At 69.5% G+C, this 21,063-nt stretch carries 23 protein-coding genes and 1 pseudogene; 12 read left to right on the forward strand and 12 right to left on the reverse strand.

Annotated features, from left to right (window positions below; genetic code table 11):
• Positions 1-353: pseudogene (locus tag V8688_RS24555) on the reverse strand (M23 family peptidase); the annotation flags it as partial.
• A gap of 520 nt (positions 354-873) precedes the next feature.
• On the opposite strand from V8688_RS24555, the gene sucC reads away from it, so the two are divergent.
• From sucC to purH, 6 genes are all read left to right on the forward strand, one after another.
• A complete protein-coding gene (gene sucC / locus V8688_RS24560; protein WP_218717104.1) occupies positions 874-2,040 on the forward strand; it encodes an ADP-forming succinate--CoA ligase subunit beta in 1,167 nt (388 codons plus the stop codon).
• 11 nt (positions 2,041-2,051) lie between these two features.
• Entirely contained in the window at positions 2,052-2,969 is a 918-nt protein-coding gene (gene sucD / locus V8688_RS24565) for a succinate--CoA ligase subunit alpha (RefSeq protein WP_101465684.1), read from the forward strand.
• A 197-nt stretch (positions 2,970-3,166) separates the two neighbouring features.
• Positions 3,167-4,231, forward strand: a complete 1,065-nt coding sequence (locus tag V8688_RS24570) for a DUF5336 domain-containing protein (RefSeq protein WP_316576103.1) — start codon at positions 3,167-3,169, stop codon at positions 4,229-4,231.
• 111 nt (positions 4,232-4,342) lie between these two features.
• Positions 4,343-5,866, forward strand: a complete 1,524-nt coding sequence (locus V8688_RS24575) for a DUF6350 family protein (protein ID WP_342801786.1) — start codon at positions 4,343-4,345, stop codon at positions 5,864-5,866.
• Between the two features lie 56 nt (positions 5,867-5,922).
• The gene (gene purN, locus V8688_RS24580) at positions 5,923-6,579 is read left to right on the forward strand and encodes a phosphoribosylglycinamide formyltransferase (protein ID WP_218717119.1); all 657 of its coding nucleotides are present in this window, start codon (positions 5,923-5,925) and stop codon (positions 6,577-6,579) included.
• Positions 6,576-8,141 (forward strand): bifunctional phosphoribosylaminoimidazolecarboxamide formyltransferase/IMP cyclohydrolase, encoded by a 1,566-nt coding sequence (purH, locus tag V8688_RS24585; RefSeq protein WP_218717101.1) that lies wholly within the window; start codon positions 6,576-6,578, stop codon positions 8,139-8,141. Before purN ends, purH begins: the two co-directional genes overlap by 4 nt.
• 59 nt (positions 8,142-8,200) lie before the next feature.
• Here the strand turns inward: purH and V8688_RS24590 are convergent, their stop codons facing one another.
• Entirely contained in the window at positions 8,201-8,644 is a 444-nt protein-coding gene (locus V8688_RS24590; RefSeq protein WP_342801787.1) for a hypothetical protein, read from the reverse strand.
• A gap of 213 nt (positions 8,645-8,857) precedes the next feature.
• Here V8688_RS24590 and V8688_RS24595 point away from each other — a divergent pair, with 213 nt between their 5' ends.
• On the forward strand, positions 8,858-9,427 hold the full coding sequence (locus tag V8688_RS24595) for a LysM peptidoglycan-binding domain-containing protein (RefSeq protein ID WP_218717099.1): 570 nt from the start codon (positions 8,858-8,860) through the stop codon (positions 9,425-9,427).
• 82 nt (positions 9,428-9,509) lie between these two features.
• On the opposite strand, the gene rpsR is transcribed toward V8688_RS24595, so the two are convergent.
• The 4 genes from rpsR to rpmB form a co-directional block, all read right to left on the reverse strand.
• A complete protein-coding gene (gene rpsR, locus V8688_RS24600) occupies positions 9,510-9,767 on the reverse strand; it encodes a 30S ribosomal protein S18 (RefSeq protein ID WP_189025862.1) in 258 nt (85 codons plus the stop codon).
• A 32-nt stretch (positions 9,768-9,799) separates the two neighbouring features.
• Positions 9,800-10,105: a 30S ribosomal protein S14 gene (rpsN, locus tag V8688_RS24605; protein WP_189025864.1), complete on the reverse strand. Its 306-nt coding sequence runs from the start codon at positions 10,103-10,105 to the stop codon at positions 9,800-9,802.
• Positions 10,106-10,180: 75 nt separating this feature from the next.
• On the reverse strand, positions 10,181-10,351 hold the full coding sequence (gene rpmG, locus V8688_RS24610) for a 50S ribosomal protein L33 (RefSeq protein WP_068914580.1): 171 nt from the start codon (positions 10,349-10,351) through the stop codon (positions 10,181-10,183).
• A gap of 8 nt (positions 10,352-10,359) precedes the next feature.
• A complete protein-coding gene (gene rpmB / locus V8688_RS24615; RefSeq protein WP_019049258.1) occupies positions 10,360-10,596 on the reverse strand; it encodes a 50S ribosomal protein L28 in 237 nt (78 codons plus the stop codon).
• A 103-nt stretch (positions 10,597-10,699) separates the two neighbouring features.
• On the opposite strand from rpmB, the gene V8688_RS24620 reads away from it, so the two are divergent.
• The 3 genes from V8688_RS24620 to rpmF are packed head-to-tail and all read left to right on the forward strand — an operon-like array spanning position 10,700 to position 12,441.
• On the forward strand, positions 10,700-12,001 hold the full coding sequence (locus V8688_RS24620) for a GTP-binding protein (protein WP_342801788.1): 1,302 nt from the start codon (positions 10,700-10,702) through the stop codon (positions 11,999-12,001).
• A complete protein-coding gene (locus V8688_RS24625; protein WP_218717097.1) occupies positions 11,998-12,264 on the forward strand; it encodes a type B 50S ribosomal protein L31 in 267 nt (88 codons plus the stop codon). Before V8688_RS24620 ends, V8688_RS24625 begins: the two co-directional genes overlap by 4 nt.
• Before the next feature lie 3 nt (positions 12,265-12,267).
• Complete coding sequence (rpmF, locus tag V8688_RS24630) at positions 12,268-12,441, forward strand: 50S ribosomal protein L32 (RefSeq protein WP_218717096.1); 174 nt, start codon at positions 12,268-12,270, stop codon at positions 12,439-12,441.
• A gap of 275 nt (positions 12,442-12,716) precedes the next feature.
• Here rpmF and V8688_RS24635 read toward each other — a convergent pair whose 3' ends face one another.
• The 6 genes from V8688_RS24635 to V8688_RS24660 form a co-directional block, all read right to left on the reverse strand.
• The gene (locus V8688_RS24635) at positions 12,717-12,941 is read right to left on the reverse strand and encodes a hypothetical protein (RefSeq protein WP_218717095.1); all 225 of its coding nucleotides are present in this window, start codon (positions 12,939-12,941) and stop codon (positions 12,717-12,719) included.
• A 495-nt stretch (positions 12,942-13,436) separates the two neighbouring features.
• The gene (locus V8688_RS24640) at positions 13,437-14,219 is read right to left on the reverse strand and encodes a hypothetical protein (RefSeq protein ID WP_218717094.1); all 783 of its coding nucleotides are present in this window, start codon (positions 14,217-14,219) and stop codon (positions 13,437-13,439) included.
• Complete coding sequence (locus V8688_RS24645) at positions 14,212-14,811, reverse strand: ATP/GTP-binding protein (RefSeq protein WP_218717093.1); 600 nt, start codon at positions 14,809-14,811, stop codon at positions 14,212-14,214. Before V8688_RS24645 ends, V8688_RS24640 begins: the two co-directional genes overlap by 8 nt.
• A 4-nt stretch (positions 14,812-14,815) precedes the next feature.
• Positions 14,816-15,187 carry a DUF742 domain-containing protein gene (locus V8688_RS24650; RefSeq protein ID WP_218717092.1) on the reverse strand — a complete coding sequence of 124 codons (372 nt, stop codon included), beginning with the start codon at positions 15,185-15,187 and terminating at the stop codon, positions 14,816-14,818.
• Positions 15,188-15,193: 6 nt separating this feature from the next.
• A complete protein-coding gene (locus V8688_RS24655) occupies positions 15,194-15,598 on the reverse strand; it encodes a roadblock/LC7 domain-containing protein (RefSeq protein WP_019049250.1) in 405 nt (134 codons plus the stop codon).
• Positions 15,595-18,396: an ATP-binding protein gene (locus V8688_RS24660; RefSeq protein ID WP_342801789.1), complete on the reverse strand. Its 2,802-nt coding sequence runs from the start codon at positions 18,394-18,396 to the stop codon at positions 15,595-15,597. The genes V8688_RS24655 and V8688_RS24660 overlap by 4 nt, the downstream gene beginning before the upstream one ends.
• A gap of 244 nt (positions 18,397-18,640) precedes the next feature.
• Here V8688_RS24660 and V8688_RS24665 point away from each other — a divergent pair, with 244 nt between their 5' ends.
• A complete protein-coding gene (locus tag V8688_RS24665; protein WP_189025881.1) occupies positions 18,641-19,327 on the forward strand; it encodes a response regulator transcription factor in 687 nt (228 codons plus the stop codon).
• Positions 19,328-19,336: 9 nt separating this feature from the next.
• Positions 19,337-20,797: a HAMP domain-containing sensor histidine kinase gene (locus tag V8688_RS24670; RefSeq protein WP_218717090.1), complete on the forward strand. Its 1,461-nt coding sequence runs from the start codon at positions 19,337-19,339 to the stop codon at positions 20,795-20,797.
• Positions 20,798-21,063 lie beyond the last annotated feature (266 nt).

Genomic DNA, 21,063 nt, shown 5'->3' on the forward strand with positions numbered 1-21,063 from the left:
TTCAGCGCGGCGGGGGGAGCGGGCACGCGGTGCGCGCCACCACGACGTTCGGCGCGGCGCGGTGCGGGCTCCGCGGTCTCGGCGGCGCGGGTGGGTTCCCACGAGGTGGCGTAGGCGCCGGAGTCATAGGTGTCGGACTCGTCCGCGGTCCACTCGTCCTCGGCGGGCGTCCACGCGCTGTCAGCGTTCCAGGCGTTCTGGTCCTGCCAGGTGTTCTGCTGCGGCCAGGCGGTTTCGGGCGCAGCGGCGGGCGCGCGACGGCCCTGCGGATGCGAGGTGTACTCGTCGGTGTACCGGTAACGATGACCGGAGTTGGTGCGATTTTCGACTGTGAAGGTGGAGCGGTGGTTCATCGGCTGCGCCGAATCGCCGACGGCTGTTCCAAGCGAGTGCTGACGTGCCTCAAGCTTGTCGTCCTCCTCAGTCCTGACTTGCCAGTCGTGACCTGGTTGTCGTGACCTGGTTGTGACTTCGACCGCATTGACGGTAACGAAGCGATTGCAGAGTGGCAAGCGCTGGTCGAAAACCTAGCGTAGTGTGTGAGATTCGTCACCGTAACGCGGCGGAATATCTCACTGTTTTCCGGCGTCTCGGGTGAGGTTCGTCGACGACATAACGTAGTAGATCGTGAGGGGTCGCGGCTTTACGTGTCCCGACCTGCCACGGTGCCGGAAAAACCCGAAAAACTACTCGCCAGTAGCCTTGGCCAGCGGTTTTGCCGACCTCCCGTAACACGTCGTGACCTGCGCCACTTAGGATGAATGTGGCCGTTTGGCCCTCCATGTGACTGGTTAGAGTCCGACCCGACCCGCTACCGACGTCGGGCCGCCAACAAAGACGTTGTCATAGCAACGCAGACGAGACGGTGAGTACATGGATCTCTTCGAATATCAGGCGAAGGAGCTCTTCGTTAAGCACGGAGTGCCTTCGTCCGAGGGTCGTGTTTGCGACACGGCCGAAGAAGCTCGCGCGATTGCCGAGGAAATCGGCAAGCCGGTGATGGTCAAGGCGCAGGTCAAGGTGGGCGGCCGTGGTAAGGCGGGTGGCGTCAAGTACGCCGCCACCCCGGAGGACGCGTTCACGCACGCGCAGAACATTCTCGGCCTGGACATCAAGGGCCACATCGTCAAGAAGCTCCTTGTCGCCGAAGCCAAGGACATCGCGGAGGAGTACTACATCTCCTTCCTGCTCGATCGTTCCAACCGCACCTACCTGGCCATGTGTTCGGTCGAGGGCGGCATGGAGATCGAAGAGGTCGCCGAGAAGACCCCCGAGCGCCTGGCCAAGATCCCGGTGGACGCCGTCAAGGGTGTCGACCTGGCCTTCGCCCGTGAGATCGCCGAGAAGGGCCACCTGCCCGCCGAGGTGCTCGACGCCGCGGCCGTGACCATCCAGAAGCTGTGGGAGGTCTTCACCAAGGAAGACACCACCCTGGTCGAGGTCAACCCGCTGGTGCGTACTCCCGGCGACGAGATCCTCGCCCTGGACGGCAAGGTCACCCTGGACGAGAACGCCGAGTTCCGTCAGCCCGGCCACCTCGAGTTCGCCGACGTCGACGCGACCGACCCGCTCGAGCTCAAGGCCAAGGAGAACGACCTCAACTACGTCAAGCTCGACGGCGAGGTCGGCATCATCGGCAACGGCGCCGGCCTGGTCATGTCGACCCTGGACGTCGTCGCCTACGCCGGCGAGAACCACGGCGGCGTGAAGCCGGCCAACTTCCTCGACATCGGCGGTGGCGCTTCGGCTTCCGTGATGGCCGCCGGCCTGGACGTCATCCTGGGCGACTCGCAGGTCAAGAGCGTGTTCGTCAATGTCTTCGGTGGCATCACCGCGTGCGACGCGGTCGCCAACGGCATCGTGAAGGCGCTGGAGATCCTCGGCGACGCGGCCACCAAGCCGCTGGTCGTCCGTCTCGACGGCAACAACGTCGACGAGGGCCGCAAGATCCTCGCCGAGGCCAACCACCCGCTGGTGACGCTGGCCCAGACCATGGACGAAGGCGCCGACAAGGCTGCCGAACTGGCCGCAGCCAAGTAAGGAACACGAACATGTCCATCTTCCTGAACAAGGACAACAAGGTCATCGTCCAGGGCATCACCGGCGGCGAGGGCACCAAGCACACCGCGCTGATGCTGAAGGCGGGCACCAACGTCGTCGGCGGCGTGAACGCGCGCAAGGCCGGCACCACCGTCAAGCACACCGACAAAGACGGCAACGAGATCGAGCTGCCCGTGTTCGCCTCCGTCGCCGAGGCGATCGAGAAGACCGGCGCCGACACCTCCATCGCGTTCGTGCCGCCCGCCTTCTCCAAGGACGCCATCATCGAGGCCATCGACGCGGAGATCCCGCTGCTCGTGGTCATCACCGAGGGCATCCCGGTGCAGGACTCCGCCTACGCGTGGGCCTACAACGTGGAGAAGGGCGAGAAGACCCGCATCATCGGCCCGAACTGCCCCGGCATCATCACCCCCGGCGAGGCGCTGGTCGGCATCACCCCGAACAACATCACCGGCAAGGGCCCGATCGGCCTGGTGTCGAAGTCGGGCACCCTGACCTACCAGATGATGTACGAGCTGCGTGATTTCGGTTTCTCCACCGCGATCGGCATCGGCGGCGACCCGGTCATCGGCACCACCCACATCGACGCCATCGAGGCGTTCGAGAAGGACCCCGAGACCAAGATCATCGTCATGATCGGCGAGATCGGTGGCGACGCCGAAGAGCGCGCCGCGGCCTACATCAAGGCCAACGTGACCAAGCCGGTCGTCGGCTACGTCGCCGGCTTCACCGCGCCCGAGGGCAAGACCATGGGCCACGCCGGCGCCATCGTCTCCAGCGGCGGCGGTACCGCGCAGGCCAAGCAGGAAGCGCTCGAGGCCGCGGGCGTCAAGGTCGGCAAGACGCCGTCCGCGACCGCCGCCCTCGCGCGCGAGATCCTGGAGAAGGCGTCGATCGCCTCCGCCTGATCCCTCGCAACACCGACGAAGGCCGCCTCCAGGTTTGACGGAGGCGGCCTTCGTCGATTCTCCACAGGGCCGTGGTTGTCCACAGCCCGATCGGTAGGTGGTGACCGGGGACGGGACGTGCAGTAGCGTCAGTAACCGGATCAGCACCAGTCAGTTCGACGCGACCGATGCGCACGACTCGACAAGGAGACGACGACATGTCATACCCGACCGGGGGCTCCGGGTACAACGCACCCGCGACACCCGCCGCGCCCAGCCAGGGCCCGAGCACCGGAGCCGCCGCGGCTGCGCCATCGACCGCGGACGGTTCGGAAGGCAAAGGGCTGCCGTTCATTCTGACCGCCGCGACCGCCGGTCTCGGTGTGCTGACCTTCCTGCTCGGCTTCCTGCCGTTCGTCGGCACCAAGCCGGTGACCATCGGTGGCACCACCGTGAGCAGCGACGAGACCGACAGCTTCTTCGCCTACTTCGGCGGCTCGGCCACGCTGTCCATCGTGCTGCTGGCCGGTCTGCTGGCCGGTGTGTCGCTGCTGCCCAAGCAGAAGCTGCTCGGCGCCGCGGCCGCGGCCGCGGTCGCGGGCCTGTTCGGCGTGCTCGCGCTGACCTTCTCGGTGCCCGAGGGCGCCGAGCTGGAGTTCGGTGCCTACATCGTGATCGTGTTCGCGCTGCTCACCGCGGCCGCCGCGATCGTCGCCGTGCTGTTCGAACTGGGCATCATCAAGCCGCCTGCGCCCAAGCCCGCCCAGCCGCAGCAGCAGCCGGGTCAGTACGGCCAGTACGGCCAGCAGCAGGGCTACGGGCAGCAGGGCTACGGCCAGGGCACCGGCCAGCAGCCGTACGGTCAGGCCGGTTACGGCCAGGGCCAGACCGGCGGCCAGTACCCGACCCAGTCGCCGTACGGCCAGCAGAGCCAGCCGTCGGTGCCGCAGCCGACCTATGGTCAGCCGGGTCAGCAGGCCCAGCAGCCGTCCTACGGGCAGCCGCAGCAGTCGCCGTACGGCCAGCAGTACGGTGCGCCGCAGCAGCAGTCGCCCTACGGTGCCGCGCCGCAGGCGCAGCCGCGTCCGGACGAGAGCGCGACCCAGCACTTCGGCGGGCAGCAGCCCGGCCAGGGTCAGCCCTTCGGCGCGCCGACCTACGGTGGCGGGCAGCAGCCCGGCGCGGCCGCGCCGCAGCAGGGTCAGCCGTTCGGTGGTGAGCAGACCGCCGATCCGGCGGCCGACGCGACCACGGCGTTCCGCCCGAACGAGGACAACAAGTAACCGACGGCCGCCGCGCGTGGCACAGGTTCGGTCGCGGGCCCACAGGTGCGCCTGTGGGCTCGCGGCGCGCCTGACCCGCGCCCGCCGGGGAAGCTGCCACGCTGAATTGTCATGAGCTCCCGTAACGCCCTCGTGCGCCGGACCTCCGGGTCACGCGGTGACGGGGAGGCCACCGCACCGCCGTCCGGGCACGGTCACGAGCCGCCCTGGTGGTCGCTGTCGCCCGAGCGGGCGCGCACCCTGCTGCTGGTCGCCGCCCGGCCGACGATCTGCGGGCTGGCGGCGACGGTCCTGCTCGTCCTGGTGGTCATGGTGACCACCGGCACCGATCTGACCAGCGCGCCCGGCGCGGTCGCGGCGACCTGGCTGGCCGCCCATCAGGTTCCGCTGACCGTCGGCCGGACGACGCTGGGCGTGTTGCCGCTCGTCCCGACCGCGGTCCTGGTCTGGGTGGCCGCCCGCGAATGCGCGCGTGCGGTTCCCCGCCGCCCCACCCCCATCGAACTCGGCTGGCTCACCGGCGCCGTGCTCGCGGGCCCGCTGCTGATGACCGCGGTCTGCCTGGCCGTCACCGGGGACGCCGCGGGGGTCACCCCCCTCGAACCGCCGGGCCCGGTGACCGCGTTCGGCTGGGTCCTCGTGCTCTACCTCGGCGCGGCCGCCGGCGGCATCGTGAGTCGCGCGTGGCCGTCGGTGTACGCGCTGCTGCCGGTGGAGATCCCGGAGTGGGCCGTGCTCGGCGCCCGCGCCGCGCGGCGCACCGTGCTGCGCATGCTCGGCTGCGCCGCACTGGCCACCGCGGTGTCGTTCTTCCTGCATCTGGACCGGCTCGACGGCGCGTACGACCAGGCGCACAACGTCACCGACGTGCTCGGCATGACGCTGTTGTCGCTGCTCTACCTGCCGAATGTGGTGATCGCCGCGGCCGGGATGCTGTGCGGGGCCGCGGTCCAGTTCGGTGCCGGGTCGGTCGGGCTGTTCGACGTCACCGCCGGGCGGGTGCCCGTGCTGCCCGCGCTGATCCCGCTGCCGGAGGGGCCGTCGGCGGGCTGGTGGCCGGTGCTGCTGCTGGTGCCGATCGCGGTGGGTGTGCTGGGCGGCATCGAGCTCGGCCGCACCAGCGACGACCGGCCGGGCGCGCCCTGGGCGACGCTCACCTCCGCCGCGCTGTCCACGCTGGCCTTCCTGATGCTCGCGATCCTGGGCGGCGGACAGCTCGGCGCCGTCGGCCGGGTCGGGCTCGACCTGCTGATGCTGGTCGTGCTGATGGTCACCTGGTTCGGCTTCGGCGGTTTCGTCGGCATGTTCTTCGCCCGCCGCTTCCTCGCCCCCGCCGCCCCGGTCCACGACTACGACGACGACGACGACTTCGACGAGCACGACGACTACGACGACGATTACGACGACGAGGACGACTACTACTACGACGACGAGGACGACGACGACCACGAGGACGACTACGACGACGACGATTCCGCCGTCGAGGTCGACGCCGAACTGGTCACCGACTTCGACGACGACGTCGAGGTGAGCATCGCCGCGCCCGGCTCGACGGCCGCGCCGACCGACGACATCGTCGACGCGGAGGTCGTCGAGTCGGACCTGCCGGAAGGTGACAAGAGCACCGGTCGTTAAGCTCGACCCGGCGGTATCGCCGATCGCCGCCACCCGACACACGCAGGAGTAGAGCGCTGACGTCCTCGTTTGCCCAGTGGAAGCCCGCAGGGACACCGGCCACCGTCGTCGTCCTCGCCTCGGGCACCGGCTCGCTGCTCAACGCGCTGCTGGCCGCCGCGCGCGAGCCCGGCTATCCCGCCGAGATCGTCGCGGTCGGCGTCGACCGGGTGTGCCAGGCCACCGAACACGCCGAGACCGCGGGGATCGAGCACTTCCGGGTCGCGGTGCGGGATTTCGACGACCGGGCCGCCTGGGATCGCGCGCTGACCGACGCCGTCGACGCCTTCCAGCCCGACCTGGTCGTCTCCGCCGGCTTCATGAAGATCGTCGGTCCCGCGTTCCTCGAACGTTTCGGCGGCCGGTTCATCAACACCCACCCCGCGCTGCTGCCGTCGTTCCCCGGCGCGCACGGGGTGCGTGACGCGCTCGCCTACGGCGCCAAGGTCACCGGCTGCACGGTGCACCTGGTCGACGGTGGCGTCGACACCGGCCCGATCCTCGCGCAGGAGGCGGTCGACGTGCTGCCCGGCGACGACGAGGCCGCCCTGCACGAGCGCATCAAGGTTGTCGAGCGACGGTTGCTGGCGGAGGTCATCGCCGCTGTCGCGACCCGAGGCATTGTCTCCGACGGACGAAAGGCAGAAATTCCAGATGAGCGAGCACGCCGGTGAGTGAACGTAAGGCGATCCGCAGGGCGCTGGTGAGCGTCTACGACAAGACCGGGCTCATCGAGCTGGCCACCGGACTGCACGCCGCGGGCGTGGAGCTGGTGTCGACCGGTTCGACCGCGGGCAAGATCGCCGAGGCGGGCATTCCGGTCACCAAGGTCGAGGACCTGACCGGTTTCCCGGAGACCCTCGACGGCCGGGTCAAGACGCTGCACCCCCGGGTGCACGCGGGCATCCTGGCCGACACCCGCCGCGCGGAGCACGTCGACCAGCTCGCCGAGCTGGGCGTGGAGGCCTTCCAGCTGGTGGTGGTGAACCTCTACCCGTTCACCCAGACCGTGGCCAGCGGCGCGAGCATCGACGAGTGCGTCGAGCAGATCGACATCGGCGGGCCGTCGATGGTGCGTGCCGCCGCCAAGAACCACCCGTCGGTCGGCGTGGTCGTCGACGTCAACGACTACGACGATGTGCTCGCCGCCGTGAAGTCGGGCGGCTTCACCCTCGCCGAGCGGACCGGACTGGCCGCCAAGGCCTTCCAGCACACCGCGAGCTACGACGTGGCCGTCGCGAGCTGGATGGGCTCGGTCGCCGTGCCCGCCGTGCAGCCCGAGACCGAGCAGTTCCCGGGCTGGGTCGCCGGCTCGTGGGAGCGCGCCGCGGTGCTGCGCTACGGCGAGAACCCGCACCAGGCCGCCGCGCTGTACACCAGCAACGACGGCACGGTCGGCATCGCCCAGGCCGAGCAGCTGCACGGCAAGGAGATGTCGTACAACAACTACACCGACGGTGACGCCGCCTGGCGCGCCGCCTACGACTTCGACGAGCCCGCCGTCGCGGTGATCAAGCACGCCAACCCGTGCGGCATCGCCGTGGGCGCCGACATCGCCGAGGCGCACCGCAAGGCCCACGCCACCGACCCGGTCAGCGCCTACGGCGGCGTGATCGCGGCCAACCGCGAGGTCAGCGTGGAGATGGCCGAGCAGGTCGCCGAGATCTTCACCGAGGTGATCGTGGCCCCCGGTTACGCGCCCGGCGCGGTCGAGGTGCTGCAGCGCAAGAAGAACGTGCGCGTGCTGGTGGCCGAGCCGCCGCGGCGCAAGGGCGTGGAGCTGCGTCCGATCAGCGGCGGCGCGCTGCTGCAGGACCGCGACATTCTCGACGCCGCGGGCGACGACCCGGCCAACTGGACCCTGGCTGCGGGCGACCCGGCCGACGCCACCACCCTGGCCGACCTCGAATTCGCTTGGCGCGCTTGCCGGGCCGTGAAGTCGAACGCGATCCTGCTGGCCGACGACGGTGCCGCCGTCGGTGTCGGCATGGGGCAGGTCAACCGGGTCGACTCGTGCAAACTGGCCGTCGAGCGGGCCGGTGAGCGGGCCAAGGGTTCGGTCGCCGCCTCCGACGCGTTCTTCCCGTTCTCCGACGGCCCGCAGATCCTGGTGGCCGCGGGCGTGCGCGCGATCGTGCACCCGGGTGGTTCGATCCGCGACAAGGACACCGTCGAGCTCTGCAAGGAAGCCGGTGTGACCCTGTACCTGACCGGAGCGCGCCACTTCGCGCACTGAGTCACCGCCGGACCCGAACGGGTGCCGTACCGAATCCCTCGGTGCGGCACCCGTTTTCGCTATCCGGCGTCGACCACCTGGCGGCTGCCCAGCGGCGCGGCCAGAACGATCTCCACGGTGCCGAAGACGGCGTTCATGGTGCACATCTTGCCGACCGCGTCGGCGCGGGTGCCCGCGCGCAGGGCGACCGTCACGGCGGTGGCCGACTCGGTGACGGTGACGTCGACGCCGTAGCACTCGGGGTTGCCGGTCTGGAAGTTGACGCCGATCGTGTTGTCGCTCAGGCGCGTCCACGAGGTGAAGGGCAGCGAGTGGGGGTTGACGATGGTGGGGTCGGGGGTGAAGCGATGGCCGAGGCTCGCGTTGCCGTCCTCCGGCCGGACGCTCGTGGTCGTCGAATGAGATTGGGGCGCAGCGTCATCGGAGTCCGAGCAGGCGGTGAGCGGGCTCAGCAGCACGGCCAGGGCGGCCGTGGCGGCGGTGAAACGCGAGGTCGTTCGCATGACGCGAGCCTAGTCGGCGTGGCGCGCGGGCTCGAGCGGGTCGGTGCGGCATTCTAGATGCGGTACTCCTCACAGTGAACTTTCCGCGAACCCTGCGCGTAACTCACCCATTTCGGCTCGGTGGGGACTACATTCGCTTGCGATGCGACGCCGTGGCATACGGCGAGCATCTTCTGTTGGATGCTCTGCAACTGGATCTTCGAAAGGACGAACGTGGGCGACACGCTGCGCGTAGGCGAAGAACTGGGACTGGGACAGTCCCTGACCGGCGGTGCGTACACCCTGGCCCTGCAGCCGGACGGCAACCTCGTGCTGACCGAGCCCGACGGCAACGTCGTGTGGGCCGCACAGACTCATGGGCAGGACGTGCAGCGCGCGGCCCTGCAGCACGACGGCGATTTCGTCATCTACAAGGGTGACGGCTCGCGCGTCTGGGCCACCGACACCAGTGGCAAGAACGTCGAGCGTCTGGTCGTGCAGCCCGACCGCAACGTCGTGCTCTACGGCACCGACGACTCGGTCGCGTGGGCCACCGCCACCAACACCGACAACCCGCTGCCCGCCCCGGCTCCCGAGCCGGAGCCGGTCGCCGCCGCCCCGATCGCCGAAGAGGTCCCGCCGCCGCCGGCCGCGCAGACCTACACGGTCGAGCCGGGCGACACCCTGTGGGCCATCTCCGAGCGCTTCTACGGTGACGGCAACCGCTACCAGGAGATCGCCGCCGCCTCCGGCATCGACAACCCGGATCTGATCAACGCGGGCCAGGTCCTCACCATCCCGTGATGATCTAGTCGCGGCGTTCTTCGCCCCGCACAACGACAGTGGCCCCGAGGCAACAGCTTCGGGGCCACTCTCGCGCGTGGGGCTACTTGGTGGTGGTGAAGGGCAGCAGCGCCATCTCGCGTGCGTTCTTCACCGCGACGGCGACCTGACGCTGCTGCTGCGGGGTCAGGCCGGTCACGCGGCGGCTGCGGATCTTGCCGCGATCGGAGATGAAGGTGCGCAGCAGGTTGACGTCTTTGTAGTCGACGACTTCGATGCCCGCGGCGATCAACGGGTTCTTCTTCGGCTTACGGCCCTGCTCGGCGCGTGCCTTCTTGGACGGTGCTCGCTTCACTGCCATGCGATGTTCCTTCTCACGAGATCAGTGGGTGTCTACCAGCTCGATTTGTGGACCCCAGGGAGCTCGCCCCGGTGGGCCATCTCGCGCACACGAACACGGGAGAGGCCGAACTTCCGGAGATGGCCGCGTGGCCGGCCATCGGCTGCATCCCGATTGCGCAATCGTACCGGACTGGCATCGCGGGGCTGGTTGCGCAGTTCGGCCTGCGCGGCGGCGCGCTCGGCGTCGCCGGTTCCCGGCTTGCGGATGAGCTCCTTGAGCTCGGCGCGCCGGGCGGCGTAGCGCTCGACGATCGCGCGGCGCTGCTCGTTGCGGGCGATCTTGGACTTCTTCGCCATATCTATCGGCTCCCTTCCCTGGGCCTACCTGGTTACGCTGCGCTGCCGCTTCCGGCCCCTGAGCTCAGGGGAGCGTCAGCGCTCCTCGCGGAAGTCGACGTGCTTGCGCACGACGGGGTCGTATTTGCGCAGGACCAGCCGGTCGGGGTCGTTGCGGCGGTTCTTGCGGGTGACGTAGGTGAAGCCGGTACCCGCGGTGGACTTGAGTTTGACGATGGGTCGGATATCGGTCGACTTCGAGGCCATGGGTGCTCCTAGATCTTGTCGCCCCGGGCACGGATGCGGGCCACCACGGCCTCGATCCCGTCCCGGTCGATGGTCTTGATGCCCTTGGCGGAGACCGTCAGCGTGATGCGGCGGCCCTCGCTGGGCAGGTAGTAGGTCTTGCGCTGGATGTTGGGGTTCCAGCGCCGGTTGGTGCGCCGGTGTGAATGCGAGACGGCTTTTCCGAAGCCGGGCTTGCGTCCGGTGACCTGGCAGTGGGCCGACATGCGACCTCCCTCCATGGAGATGACAACCATTTTCGACAACAGTTATTCCGCACTGTACCGTTGGGGTAACGTAAATGAAAATCGTTATCGAAAGGGGTATCGGGTGCTGGACCAGTCCGACCGGAGAACGCCCGTCGTGCTGTTGGCCGGCTTCTCCGGACCTGCCATGACCGGCGTCGAGCACATCGCGGCGACACTGAGCGCGGACGCGGGCACCGTGGTGGTGCACCACGACCTCGCCGAGCTGCGCGAAGGCGTCGTGCGGCGCACGGTGCGCACCGCGGGCACCGTCACGACCACCGTGCTGGAACTCGCGCACGGCTGCGTCTCGTGCACGCTGCGCGCCGACCTGCTGCCGATGCTGTGCACGCTCGCCGCCCGCGCGCACGTGCGTCGCATCGTGCTCGCGCTCGACCCGGCCATCGAGGCCGAGGCGCTGTGTCACGCGATCGACACGGTCGAGGTGACCGGAGTGGCGGACCGGGTCGACGGTCCCGCGAGCCGCAACGTGCGGATCGAGGCCACCCTGACCTGCCTGGACGGACAGCAGTGGCTCGCCGACGCCACCGGCGACGAGGTGCTGGCCGACCGCGGGCTCGCCGCGGCCGACGACGAGCGCACCGTCGCGCAGGTGGCCGTCGGTCAGGTCGACTTCGCCGACGCGCTGGTGGTGCTGGCCACCGAGGTCGACGCGCTCGAGCGCGAACGGCTCGGTGCCGTCCTCGCCAGGCTGGCGCCCGAGGCGCCGGTCGCCTGGCTCGACGAACTCCCGGCCTTCGACGCGGTCGAGATCGGCGCGCTGCTGACCCGAATCCCGGCCGACGCGCGCCGTGGCCGGATCTTCGACGCTCACGCGCCGCTGCTGCGCGGTCAGCCGCCGCTGACCACCGACTGCGGCGTCTCGCTCATCGAGTTCGCCGCGCGCAGGCCGTTCCATCCGGGCCGCCTGCACGACGCGCTGGACGTGCTGTTCGACGGCGTGGTCACCGCGCGCGGCCGGGTCTGGCTGGCCACCCAGCCCGACCAGGTGGTGTGGCTGGAATCGGCGGGTGGTGGTCTGCGCGTGGGCGGCGCCGGTCGCTGGCTCGCGGCGATGGACGCCGAGGAACAGGCCGCGGCCGACCCCGACCGCCGGGCGATGGCCGCGCTGCGCTGGGACGAGCGGTTCGGCGATCGCGATGTGTCGCTGGTGATCCTGGCCCACGACGCCGACCCGGCCGAGATCCGGCACGCGCTGCACTGGGCGCTGGTCGAGGACGACGAGCTGCTGCTGGTCGACCGGGCGCCGGAACGAGTCGCGTTGTGGGAGGACCCCTTCGGCGACTGGCACGAAGACCCCTGCGCCGATCCGTCCGAGGCCGCGGCCACGGCGGGCGAGCGCACCGAGAGAGGAGAAACGTCATGAAAGCGGGTATCCACCCCGACTACCACCCGGTGGTCTTCGAGGATTCGAGCACCGGCAAGCGGTTCCTGACCCGGTCGACCTCGACCAGCGATCGCACCGTCGAGTGGACCGACGGAAACACCTATCCGCTGCTGATGGTCGACGTCACCTCGGATTCGCATCCGTTCTGGACCGGCACCCATCGCAACCTCGACACCCAGGGCCGGGTGGAGAAATTCGAGCGCAAGTACGGAAAGCGCTCGCGCGCGGGCAAGGAGGGCTGAGCCGTGGCCGTACCGAAGCGCAGGATGTCGCGGTCCAATACCCGCAGCAGGCGTTCGCAGTGGAAAGCGGAAGTTCCGCAGCTGGTTCCCGTGACCGTCGGCGGTGTGGAATACAAGGTGCCGCGCCGTATCGTCGGCGCCGTCCGAAAAGGCGTGATAGACCCGACGAAACTCTGATCCTGGCGGTCGGCCGTGAGGATCACGTTCGCGGCCGGTCTCGCGTCCGAGGGGCGAGGTCGGTCGTGACAACTGTGTTCGCGGCCCGCCTCGCGTCCGAGGGGCGAGACGTCCCGGCGAAGCCGAAGTATCGCCCCTCGGACGCGAGGCACAAGGGGGCCGCGAACCCGCGGCGCCAGCCGCCTTTAACTCAGCCCTCGCGCTCGGCCAGTTCGGCCAGGGCCGCGGNCGAGGCACAAGGGGGCCGCGAACCCGCGGCGCCAGCCGCCTTTAACTCAGCCCTCGCGCTCGGCCAGTTCGGCCAGGGCCGCGGCGAGCTGGAAGAACTTGTTGCTGCCGAGATCGGCGATGGTCTTGATCTTCAGGGCCTCGAGCAGCTGCTTGTCGTGCGCCTCGGTCAGGCCGGCCAGGGCCGACGGCGGCGCGGCGAGGATTTCCTTCAGCGTCTTGTTCTCGTATGCCTTGTCGAGAACTTTGTCGAGCACCACGTTGACGGCCATGCGAACTCCTTCGAACGAACCTTGGATGTGCTGGGCGAGACGAATGCGCCCTGGCCGACGATAACCCGCTGAAGGCGCTGGTGGGGGCCGAACGCGCCGTCCGCGACCGGTTCTTCGACCGGTGCTGTCCAGGGGGCTTTCCGCGAGGTCGTTATGCCTGTTCAGCGCCCTATGGGCGGGTTCGGGGCAATCGCTCGGTTAACGATGTGACGCATGCCACTTGGCGTGAGCAGGGCTAACGGCTTGCCCGGCGATTGCTGGCGGGCACATAACCGACTCTTGGTTTGTTTTGTGGCACAGGAAAATTCCCCAGCGACTGATGCGGAGTCCTTGGCGGGTATGTACTCTCGTGCGGGAGGGCGGGTTCTCCGGTTAAGGAGAACCCGCTCATCGCCACTTCAGGGGCGGTTTTCGGGCCGGATGTGGCTCGCTGCGAGGGATTTCGCGAGCGGGGCGCTGGTCCACAAATTTTCCGACAAACCGGACGTTAGCTGGTCACCGTGCGGTGACGGTGCGCGCCTCGCGCTGACGTTCGGCCGCGTCTCGCCGATCCGGCGCGATCAGCACCGCGGTGATGGGCACCGTCAGACCGAGCGCGCCGAGCACGAACATCGGGAACACCAGGTCGAACGGCGTGAGGCCGCCCGGCGTCCGGCTGCCCGGATCGATCGTGAACTCCAGTGCGGCGACCGCGGTGTAGTACACCGCGGCGACCCCGAGCGCGAACAGTGTCGAGGCCGCGACCCGCACCAGGACCAGCCGCACGACCTGGAAGGCCCACAGGGTCGCGATGCACAGCGCCATCGACGCCAGCACGGCGACGCCGATCAGGCCCAGCGACTCGTCCACGGTGCCCTGCACCGTGAGCGCGTCCAGGGTCAGATAGGTCGACAGGCCGACGCTGAGGCCCATCGTCAGCCCGCCGACGATCAGCCGCGGCAACTGCGGGGTCCGGCCCGCGATCAGCAGACCGGCCAGCACGCCGACGACCGCGGTGGCCGCCGCCGCCGCGCCGAGCGCGGCGTTGTACCGCAACGTGGTGTCGTGCACCGTGATGCCGAGCAGCGCCACCGAATTGGCCAGCCACAGTCCGACTCCGCCGAGCGAGACCGCCGCCATCGTCAGCCAGAGCAGGCGGAACCGCAGGGAGTACTTCGCGTGCCGCACACAGGCGAACGCCACCAGCGCGCCCAGGATCGACAGATCGAACGCGAGCCAGGCGATGCCGGTGCCGCGGCCGAACGTTTCCGCACCGGTCGCGGCGAGCACCTCAACCACGCCGGCCGGCCTCCTCGAACTGCTGCGGTTCGAGCTGCGCGATGGCGTACTCGGTGACCGCGGCCAGCGCCTGCCTGACCTCGACCGCGTTGCGCGCGTCGATGTCGACGATCGGGATGCCCTCGCGCACCGAGAGCGCTTCGCGCAGTTCGGCGATCGGGAAGCGCGGGGCATTCGGGAAGCGGTTCACCGCGATCAGGAACGGCAGGCCGCGCGCCTCGAAGAAGTCGACCGCGGCGAAACTGTCCTCCAGCCTGCGGGTGTCGATCAGCACCACCGCGCCGATGGCGCCGCGGATCAGGTCGTCCCACATGAACCAGAACCGCTTCTGGCCCGGGGTGCCGAACAGGTACAGCACCAGGTTGCCCGGCAGCACGATGCGGCCGAAGTCCATGGCGACGGTGGTCGTCTCCTTCTCCGGCGTCTCGGCGAGATCGTCGATCCCGTCGGAGAAGTGGGTCACCATCGCCTCGGTGCGCAGCGGAACGATCTCCGATACCGCACCGACGAAAGTCGTCTTACCCGCCCCGAATCCACCGGCCACGACGATCTTGGTCGACGCGACCCGCTGATCGGGGTTCGGGGGGCGCATGCCCTCAGAGGCCACGGAGTCCACGCAAAGTCCTCTCCATCAGTGATCGGCGTTCGTCATAGCTCGCCTGCTCGGTCAGCGTCGAATGCACTCGAAGAATCCCGCCGACTACGAGATCGCCGATCATCACCCGGACCATACCCAGTGGGCGTCCGAGGTATGCAGCTATTTCCGCGACCGAGAGCCGATGTGTGCCCAGTCGCATGATTTCGGTGCGCAGATCCCCTGCGGGCCATTCCATATGTGCGGTGTAGGAGACCGTTTCCACCACTGCCTCCAGCGGCAGCGAGATCGCGGGCTCGGTCCGGCCTGAGGTCAGAGCGTAGGGCCTGACCCGGGTCGTCGGCCGGTTTTCTGATCCGTACGGGCTCGACATCTCACCTCAGCCGGCGGAGCGGGCGGTGGCGGTGACCGCCGAGCCCACCCGGTCGACGAGCAACGCCATCTCGTAGCCGATGCGGCCGATGTCGTGGCTCTTGTTGGCCAGAACCGCCAGGTGCGAGCCGTTTCCGACACTCATCACCAGCAGGTACCCGCGCTGCATCTCGACGATCGATTGCATCACCTTGCCGCCGTCGAACAGATGCGCCGCACCCATCGATAGACTCGCCAACCCCGCCGTCACGGCGGCCAGCTGCTCGGCCCGATCCGACGGCAGGTGCGGGCTGGTCGCCTGCAGCAGGCCGTCCGCCGACACCAGCACCGCGTGCGAGACGCCGGGCACATCCCGGGTGAAGCGGGCGACCAGCCAATTCAGATTCTCGTCCGTGGGGTGCGCGTTGCTCATTCGAGGCCTCCGTCGTTGTACTGGATCTCGGCACGGCCACTGCGGACGCCGCTGAGATGTCTGGTCAAGTTGTTGCGGATCTCCTCGGGATCGCGAGCACCCGCCTCCTCGGCGGGGGCGAGACCACCGGGGACCAACTGAGCGCCCGGTTTACGGATCGGCAGGCCACCGACGGTGCGCGACGATGTCGGTGGATTGCCCGCGCTGGCCGCTGCCGACCAGCCCGCGTCTCCGGGGGAACTCCATGATGCGCCGTTGCCGCCGGATTCGGCAGTGGCGGAAGCGGGTTCGACGAGCCATTCCGAGACCATCCGCTGATAGATGGGGGTCGGCGCCTCACCGGGCACCGGCTGCAGCCGGGTACTCGTGGTCGGCATCGGGTCCGCCTCGGCGACCGGCGCGGGCGCGGGCTCGGGCGTTCGTTCCGGCTCGGGCCGACGGGGCACCTGCCGCGTCTCGGTGAGTTCGCTGAGCGCGGAGGCGGGAACACGTTGCGGTAGTCCGATCGCCCTGGTCGCCGAGTCGCTCGCCGGGGCGGGCGCCGGGGCGGGCGCCGGGACCGGCAGGTCGTCGGTGTCGTGCTCGTGCTCGGCCCACAGCCCGGTCGGCTCCTGGGGCTCGGGCTCGACGGGTTCGGGCGGCTGGCCGTTGAGCGGACGACGCTGCGGCAGTCCGGCACCGGTCAGCGGCACCGACGGCGGCTCGGCGTCCCCGCCGGGACCGAAGCCGGTCGGCACGAGCGGATTCGGTCCGGTCGGCACCAGCGGATTCGGGCCGGCCGGCACCGGCACCACGAGCGGCTGCGGGCCGGTCGGCGACAGGATCGGGTTGGGGCCGGTGATGTCGGCGGGGGTCAGCGCGTGCGGGCCGATGGCCGAGGGTGCCAGGGCGTGCGAGCCGGTCGACACGATCGGGTTGGGGCCGGTCGGCGGACCCGACACCGCGGGCGGCGGCGAGACCAGCGCGCTGGGCAGGTGCACGCTCGCGGTGATGCCCGGCTGCGGCGCCTGGGTGGAGGTGCGCCGCAGGCTGACGGTGATGGTGTGCCGCTTGGCGAGCCTGCCGACGACGAAAAGACCCATCCGGCGGGCGGTCTCGATGGTGACCTCACCACCGGAGGCGAGCCGGTCGTTGGTCGTCTGCAGGTCGTCGGCGGACATGCCGAGACCACGGTCGGTGATCTCGATCAGGTAGCCGCCGTCGACCGCGCGGCCGACGATGACCGCCACCGAGGTACTCGGCGGGGAGTAGCGCAGCGCGTTGTCGATGAGCTCGGCGAGCAGATGCTCGATGTCGACCGCGGACTCACCGGCGACGACACCGTCGGGCACGTTGCCGATCTCGACCCGCTGGTAGTCCTCCACCTGGGAGACCGCGCTCCAGAGCATGTCCGACAGCGGCACCGGCGGCAGGTGACCGCGGCGCAGCACGGTACCGGCGAGCACGAGCAGGTTGTCTCCGTTGCGGCGCATGCGGGTGGCGAGGTGGTCGAGCCGGAACAGCGTCTGCAGGCGCGAGGGGTTGTCCTCGTCGTGCTCGAGTTCCTCGATGAGCGCGAGCTGCTGCTCGACCAGCGACTGGCTGCGCCGCGACAGCGTCTCGAACATGTTGCCGATCTGCAGCCGCAGCCGGGCCTGATCGGCGGCCAGATTCAGCGCCTGCTCGTGGATCTCGTCGACGGCGCGTGCGAGCTGGCCGATCTCGTCGGTGGAATGCACGCCCACCGGCGCGATCTCCGGGGTCGCGCCACCGCTGCGGACGACCGCGAGCTCGTCGGGCAGCTTCACGTGCGCGACCTCGAGCGCGTCCCGCCGCAGCCTGCGCACCGGGACGACCAGCGTGCGGGCCACCGCGAGGGCCAGCGCCAGGCCGGCCAGCAGCATGCCGAGCACCAGGGTGGTCTCGCGCAGCGCGCCGGTCTGGGCGTTGGCGGTGTTCGTCTCGAGTGTGTGATCGATGTTGTCGAGCAGGGTGGCCAGGCTCGACGCGTAGGTGTCGGCGCTGACCTGCAGGGTGTTGAGGACCGCGGCGTTGCTGGTCGGGTCGCCGCTGTTCTGGCTGAGCACGCTCATCCTGGTCTGGACGGCGTCCATCATCGCGGCCCTGCTGCCCGCCTTCTCCGGCATGATCATGGCGTAGGTCATGATCGTGGTCATCTCGGAGCCGAGCTCGACCAGCATCCGCGCCCGGGCGCTCTGGCTGCGGCCCGCGTCGGGGGAGACGACCAGCAGGCGCTGGTGGGTGAGGATCCGGCGCGCCTGGTGCAGCGCGGTCAGCTGCAGGAAGTAGCGCTGGACGACGAAGTCCTCGACGTTGGGGGTCTGGGCGAGCGCGTTGGCGATTCGCTCGGCGATCTCGTCGGACTGCTCACCGACCATCGCCGGGGAGCCGCCGCGCACGGTGTTGCGCAGGGTGGCGCCGGTCGCGGTGGCCGCGGTGAGCTCGGTCTGAATGGTCGGCGAGAGCCGGGCCGAGCGCATGGCGCTCTGTACCTCGGCCAGCGCCTGGTCGTAGGTGGTGAGCGCCGCGTCGGTCTGTGGGTCGGCGATCGCACCCCAGTTGGCCGTCGCCGCGACCGCGAGTTGTTCGGTGGCGGTGGCGAATTTGACGACGGGGCGGATGACGGTGGCTTGTTCGGTGGCGGCACTGAGCTGCGTCATCATTTGCAGCTCGTTGTTGATCCGGAGCACGGCGAACGTGGTCGCCAGCATCACCGGCAGCACCAGCACCACACCGACCTTGCGCGTAACCGACCAGTTCGACAGGCTGAATTGCCAGGAGCGCGATGCAGGTTCCATCCGCGTGCGTTGCCTCTGCTTCCACGTGAGACCCCGGCCCGCGCGGGGAGGTCGCGGAGCGATGCGAGCGCAGAACCAACTGGAGGTCTTCTTTTACCGCAGGAAAGATACCCGGCTGGGTGGTCAACGGCAATCCGGACCACACGGTCTGCAATTCGCCGAATATGCGCTGGCACATCGCGACCGCCACGCGGGGGCGTGCCCCTCTCAGTACGTTCTCAGTCGATCACGGCAAACTGAGCACATGCGCATTCTGGTAGTCGACGACGATCGCGCCGTGCGGGAATCACTGCGTCGGTCGCTGAGCTTCAACGGCTACACCGTCGACCTGGCGGTGGACGGCATGGACGCGTTGGAGAAAGTCACCGCGGCCAGGCCCGATGCCCTGGTTCTCGATGTGATGATGCCCAGACTGGACGGGCTCGAAGTGTGCCGCCGGCTGCGCAGCACCGGCGACGATCTGCCGATTCTGGTATTGACCGCCCGCGATTCGGTCTCCGAACGGGTGGCGGGCCTCGACGCGGGCGCCGACGATTATTTGCCGAAGCCTTTCGCGTTGGAGGAATTGCTGGCGCGTTTACGCGCGTTGCTGCGCAGGCGCGCACCCGACCCGGGCGAGGCATCGGAAGCGATGGTGTTCGCTGATCTGTCGCTGGATCCGGTGACCAGAGAGGTCTCGCGCGGCGAACGCGCCATCAGCCTCACCCGCACCGAGTTCTCCTTGCTCGAGATGTTGATGGCCAATCCCCGTCGCGTGCTCACCCGCGGCCGCATCCTCGAAGAGGTCTGGGGCTACGACTTTCCCACCTCGGGAAATGCGCTGGAGGTCTACATCGGCTATTTGCGGCGCAAGACCGAGGCCGACGGCGAGGAACGCTTGATCCACACGGTGCGCGGCGTCGGGTACGTGCTGCGCGAGACCCCTCCGTAGGCGGCCGCCATGGCACCCAAGGAACCCGCTGTCGCCGTCCTGCGACTCCCGCCGGACGCGGGGGAGATGCGCCCACCCATGCCGCTCACCCGCTCGGTGTCGCTGCGCTGGCGGGTGACGCTGCTGGCCGCCTCGGTGGTGCTGATCGCCGTCGCGGTCACCTCCATCGCGGCCTACGCGATGGTGGCGCGCGCGCTCTACGCCGACGTCGACGCCCAGCTCGAGGCCCGCGCGGCCACGATGATCAACAACAACTTCGAGACGCTGGGCTTCCAGTCGATCGTGCTGGCCGGGTTGTTCTCCAATGACGTCGGCGTCGCGCTGATCTACGCCGACCACAAGCCGTACATGCCGCCGCAGCAGACGATCCCGCCGGTCGGCGCGCAGGAGCTCGCGGTCGCCGACGGCAAGATCAACTCGTCGCTGCGCACCGTCGGTGACCAGCGCGTACTCGCCGCGCGCACGCACAGCGGCGCGACGCTGATCATCTCCCAGAAGCTCTACCGCACCCGGGAGGTGCTCGACCGGCTGGCGTGGCTGCTGTTCGTCGTCGGCGCCTGCGGCGTCGTGCTCGCCGCCGCGGCGGGCACCGCGGTGGGCCGCACCGGCCTGCGCCCGATCGCCCGGCTGACCGCCGCGACCGAGCGGGTCGCCCGCACCGACGACCTCACCCCGATCCCGGTCACCGGTGACGACGAACTGGCCAGGCTCACCGAGAGTTTCAACACGATGCTGCGGGCGCTGGCCGAATCCCGGGATCGTCAGCGCAGGCTCGTCGCCGACGCCGGCCACGAATTGCGCACTCCGCTCACCTCGCTGCGCACCAATATGGAGCTGCTCATCGCCTCGGGCAGGCCGGGCGCGCCCCGGCTGCCCGACGAGGACATGGCCGAGCTGCGCGCGGACGTGGTCGCCCAGATCGAGGAGCTCTCGACGCTGGTCGGCGACCTGGTCGACCTGGCCCGCGAGGACGCGCCCGAAACCGTCTACGAGCGGGTGGATCTCGGCGAGGTGGCCGAGCGCGCGCTCGAGCGTGCGCGGCGCAGGCGCACCGGCATCACCTTCACCGCCGAACTGCGCCCGTGGTTCGTCTACGGGCACGAGGCGGGCCTGGAACGCGCCGTGCTCAACGTGCTCGACAACGCGGCCAAGTGGAGTCCCGGCGACGCCGAGGTCAGGATCACCATGCGCCCGGCCGGACCCGGGCTGCTCGAACTGGCCGTCGCCGACGCCGGTCCCGGCATCCCCAGCGGCGAACGCGAGCTGGTGTTCGAGCGCTTCTACCGGACCACGGCCTCGCGCTCGATGCCGGGATCCGGGCTGGGCCTGGCGATCGTCAAGCAGGTGGTCACCAAGCACGGTGGCACGATCGCGATCGACACCTCCGACCGCGGCGGCGCCCTGGTCCGGATCGTGTTGCCCGGTGAGGCCCCCGCGATCCCGGACGAAGCCGAGCCCGGCTCGGTGTGATCGGCCGCGGAGTCTCGGCGAACTGACGGGGCGATCTCAGCCGCCTCTCAGTACCCGTCACGAAGCTGGACAGCAAGCGTGAGGAGACAGACACCATGACCGACGATCCCCAGCAGCGACCTGCTGACCAGCCCGCCGACCCCGGACCGGGCAGCGCGGATCATCCCGCCGAGGCGAGGTTCCCGGGCCAGGGCCCGGCGCCTGCGGACCAGGGGCCCGCGGCCGGCGCACCGTATCCGGGGCAGCAGGCGCCGTACCCCGGCCCC

Source organism: Nocardia sp. No.11 (genome assembly GCF_038752175.1).
Taxonomy (GTDB): domain Bacteria; phylum Actinomycetota; class Actinomycetes; order Mycobacteriales; family Mycobacteriaceae; genus Nocardia; species Nocardia canadensis.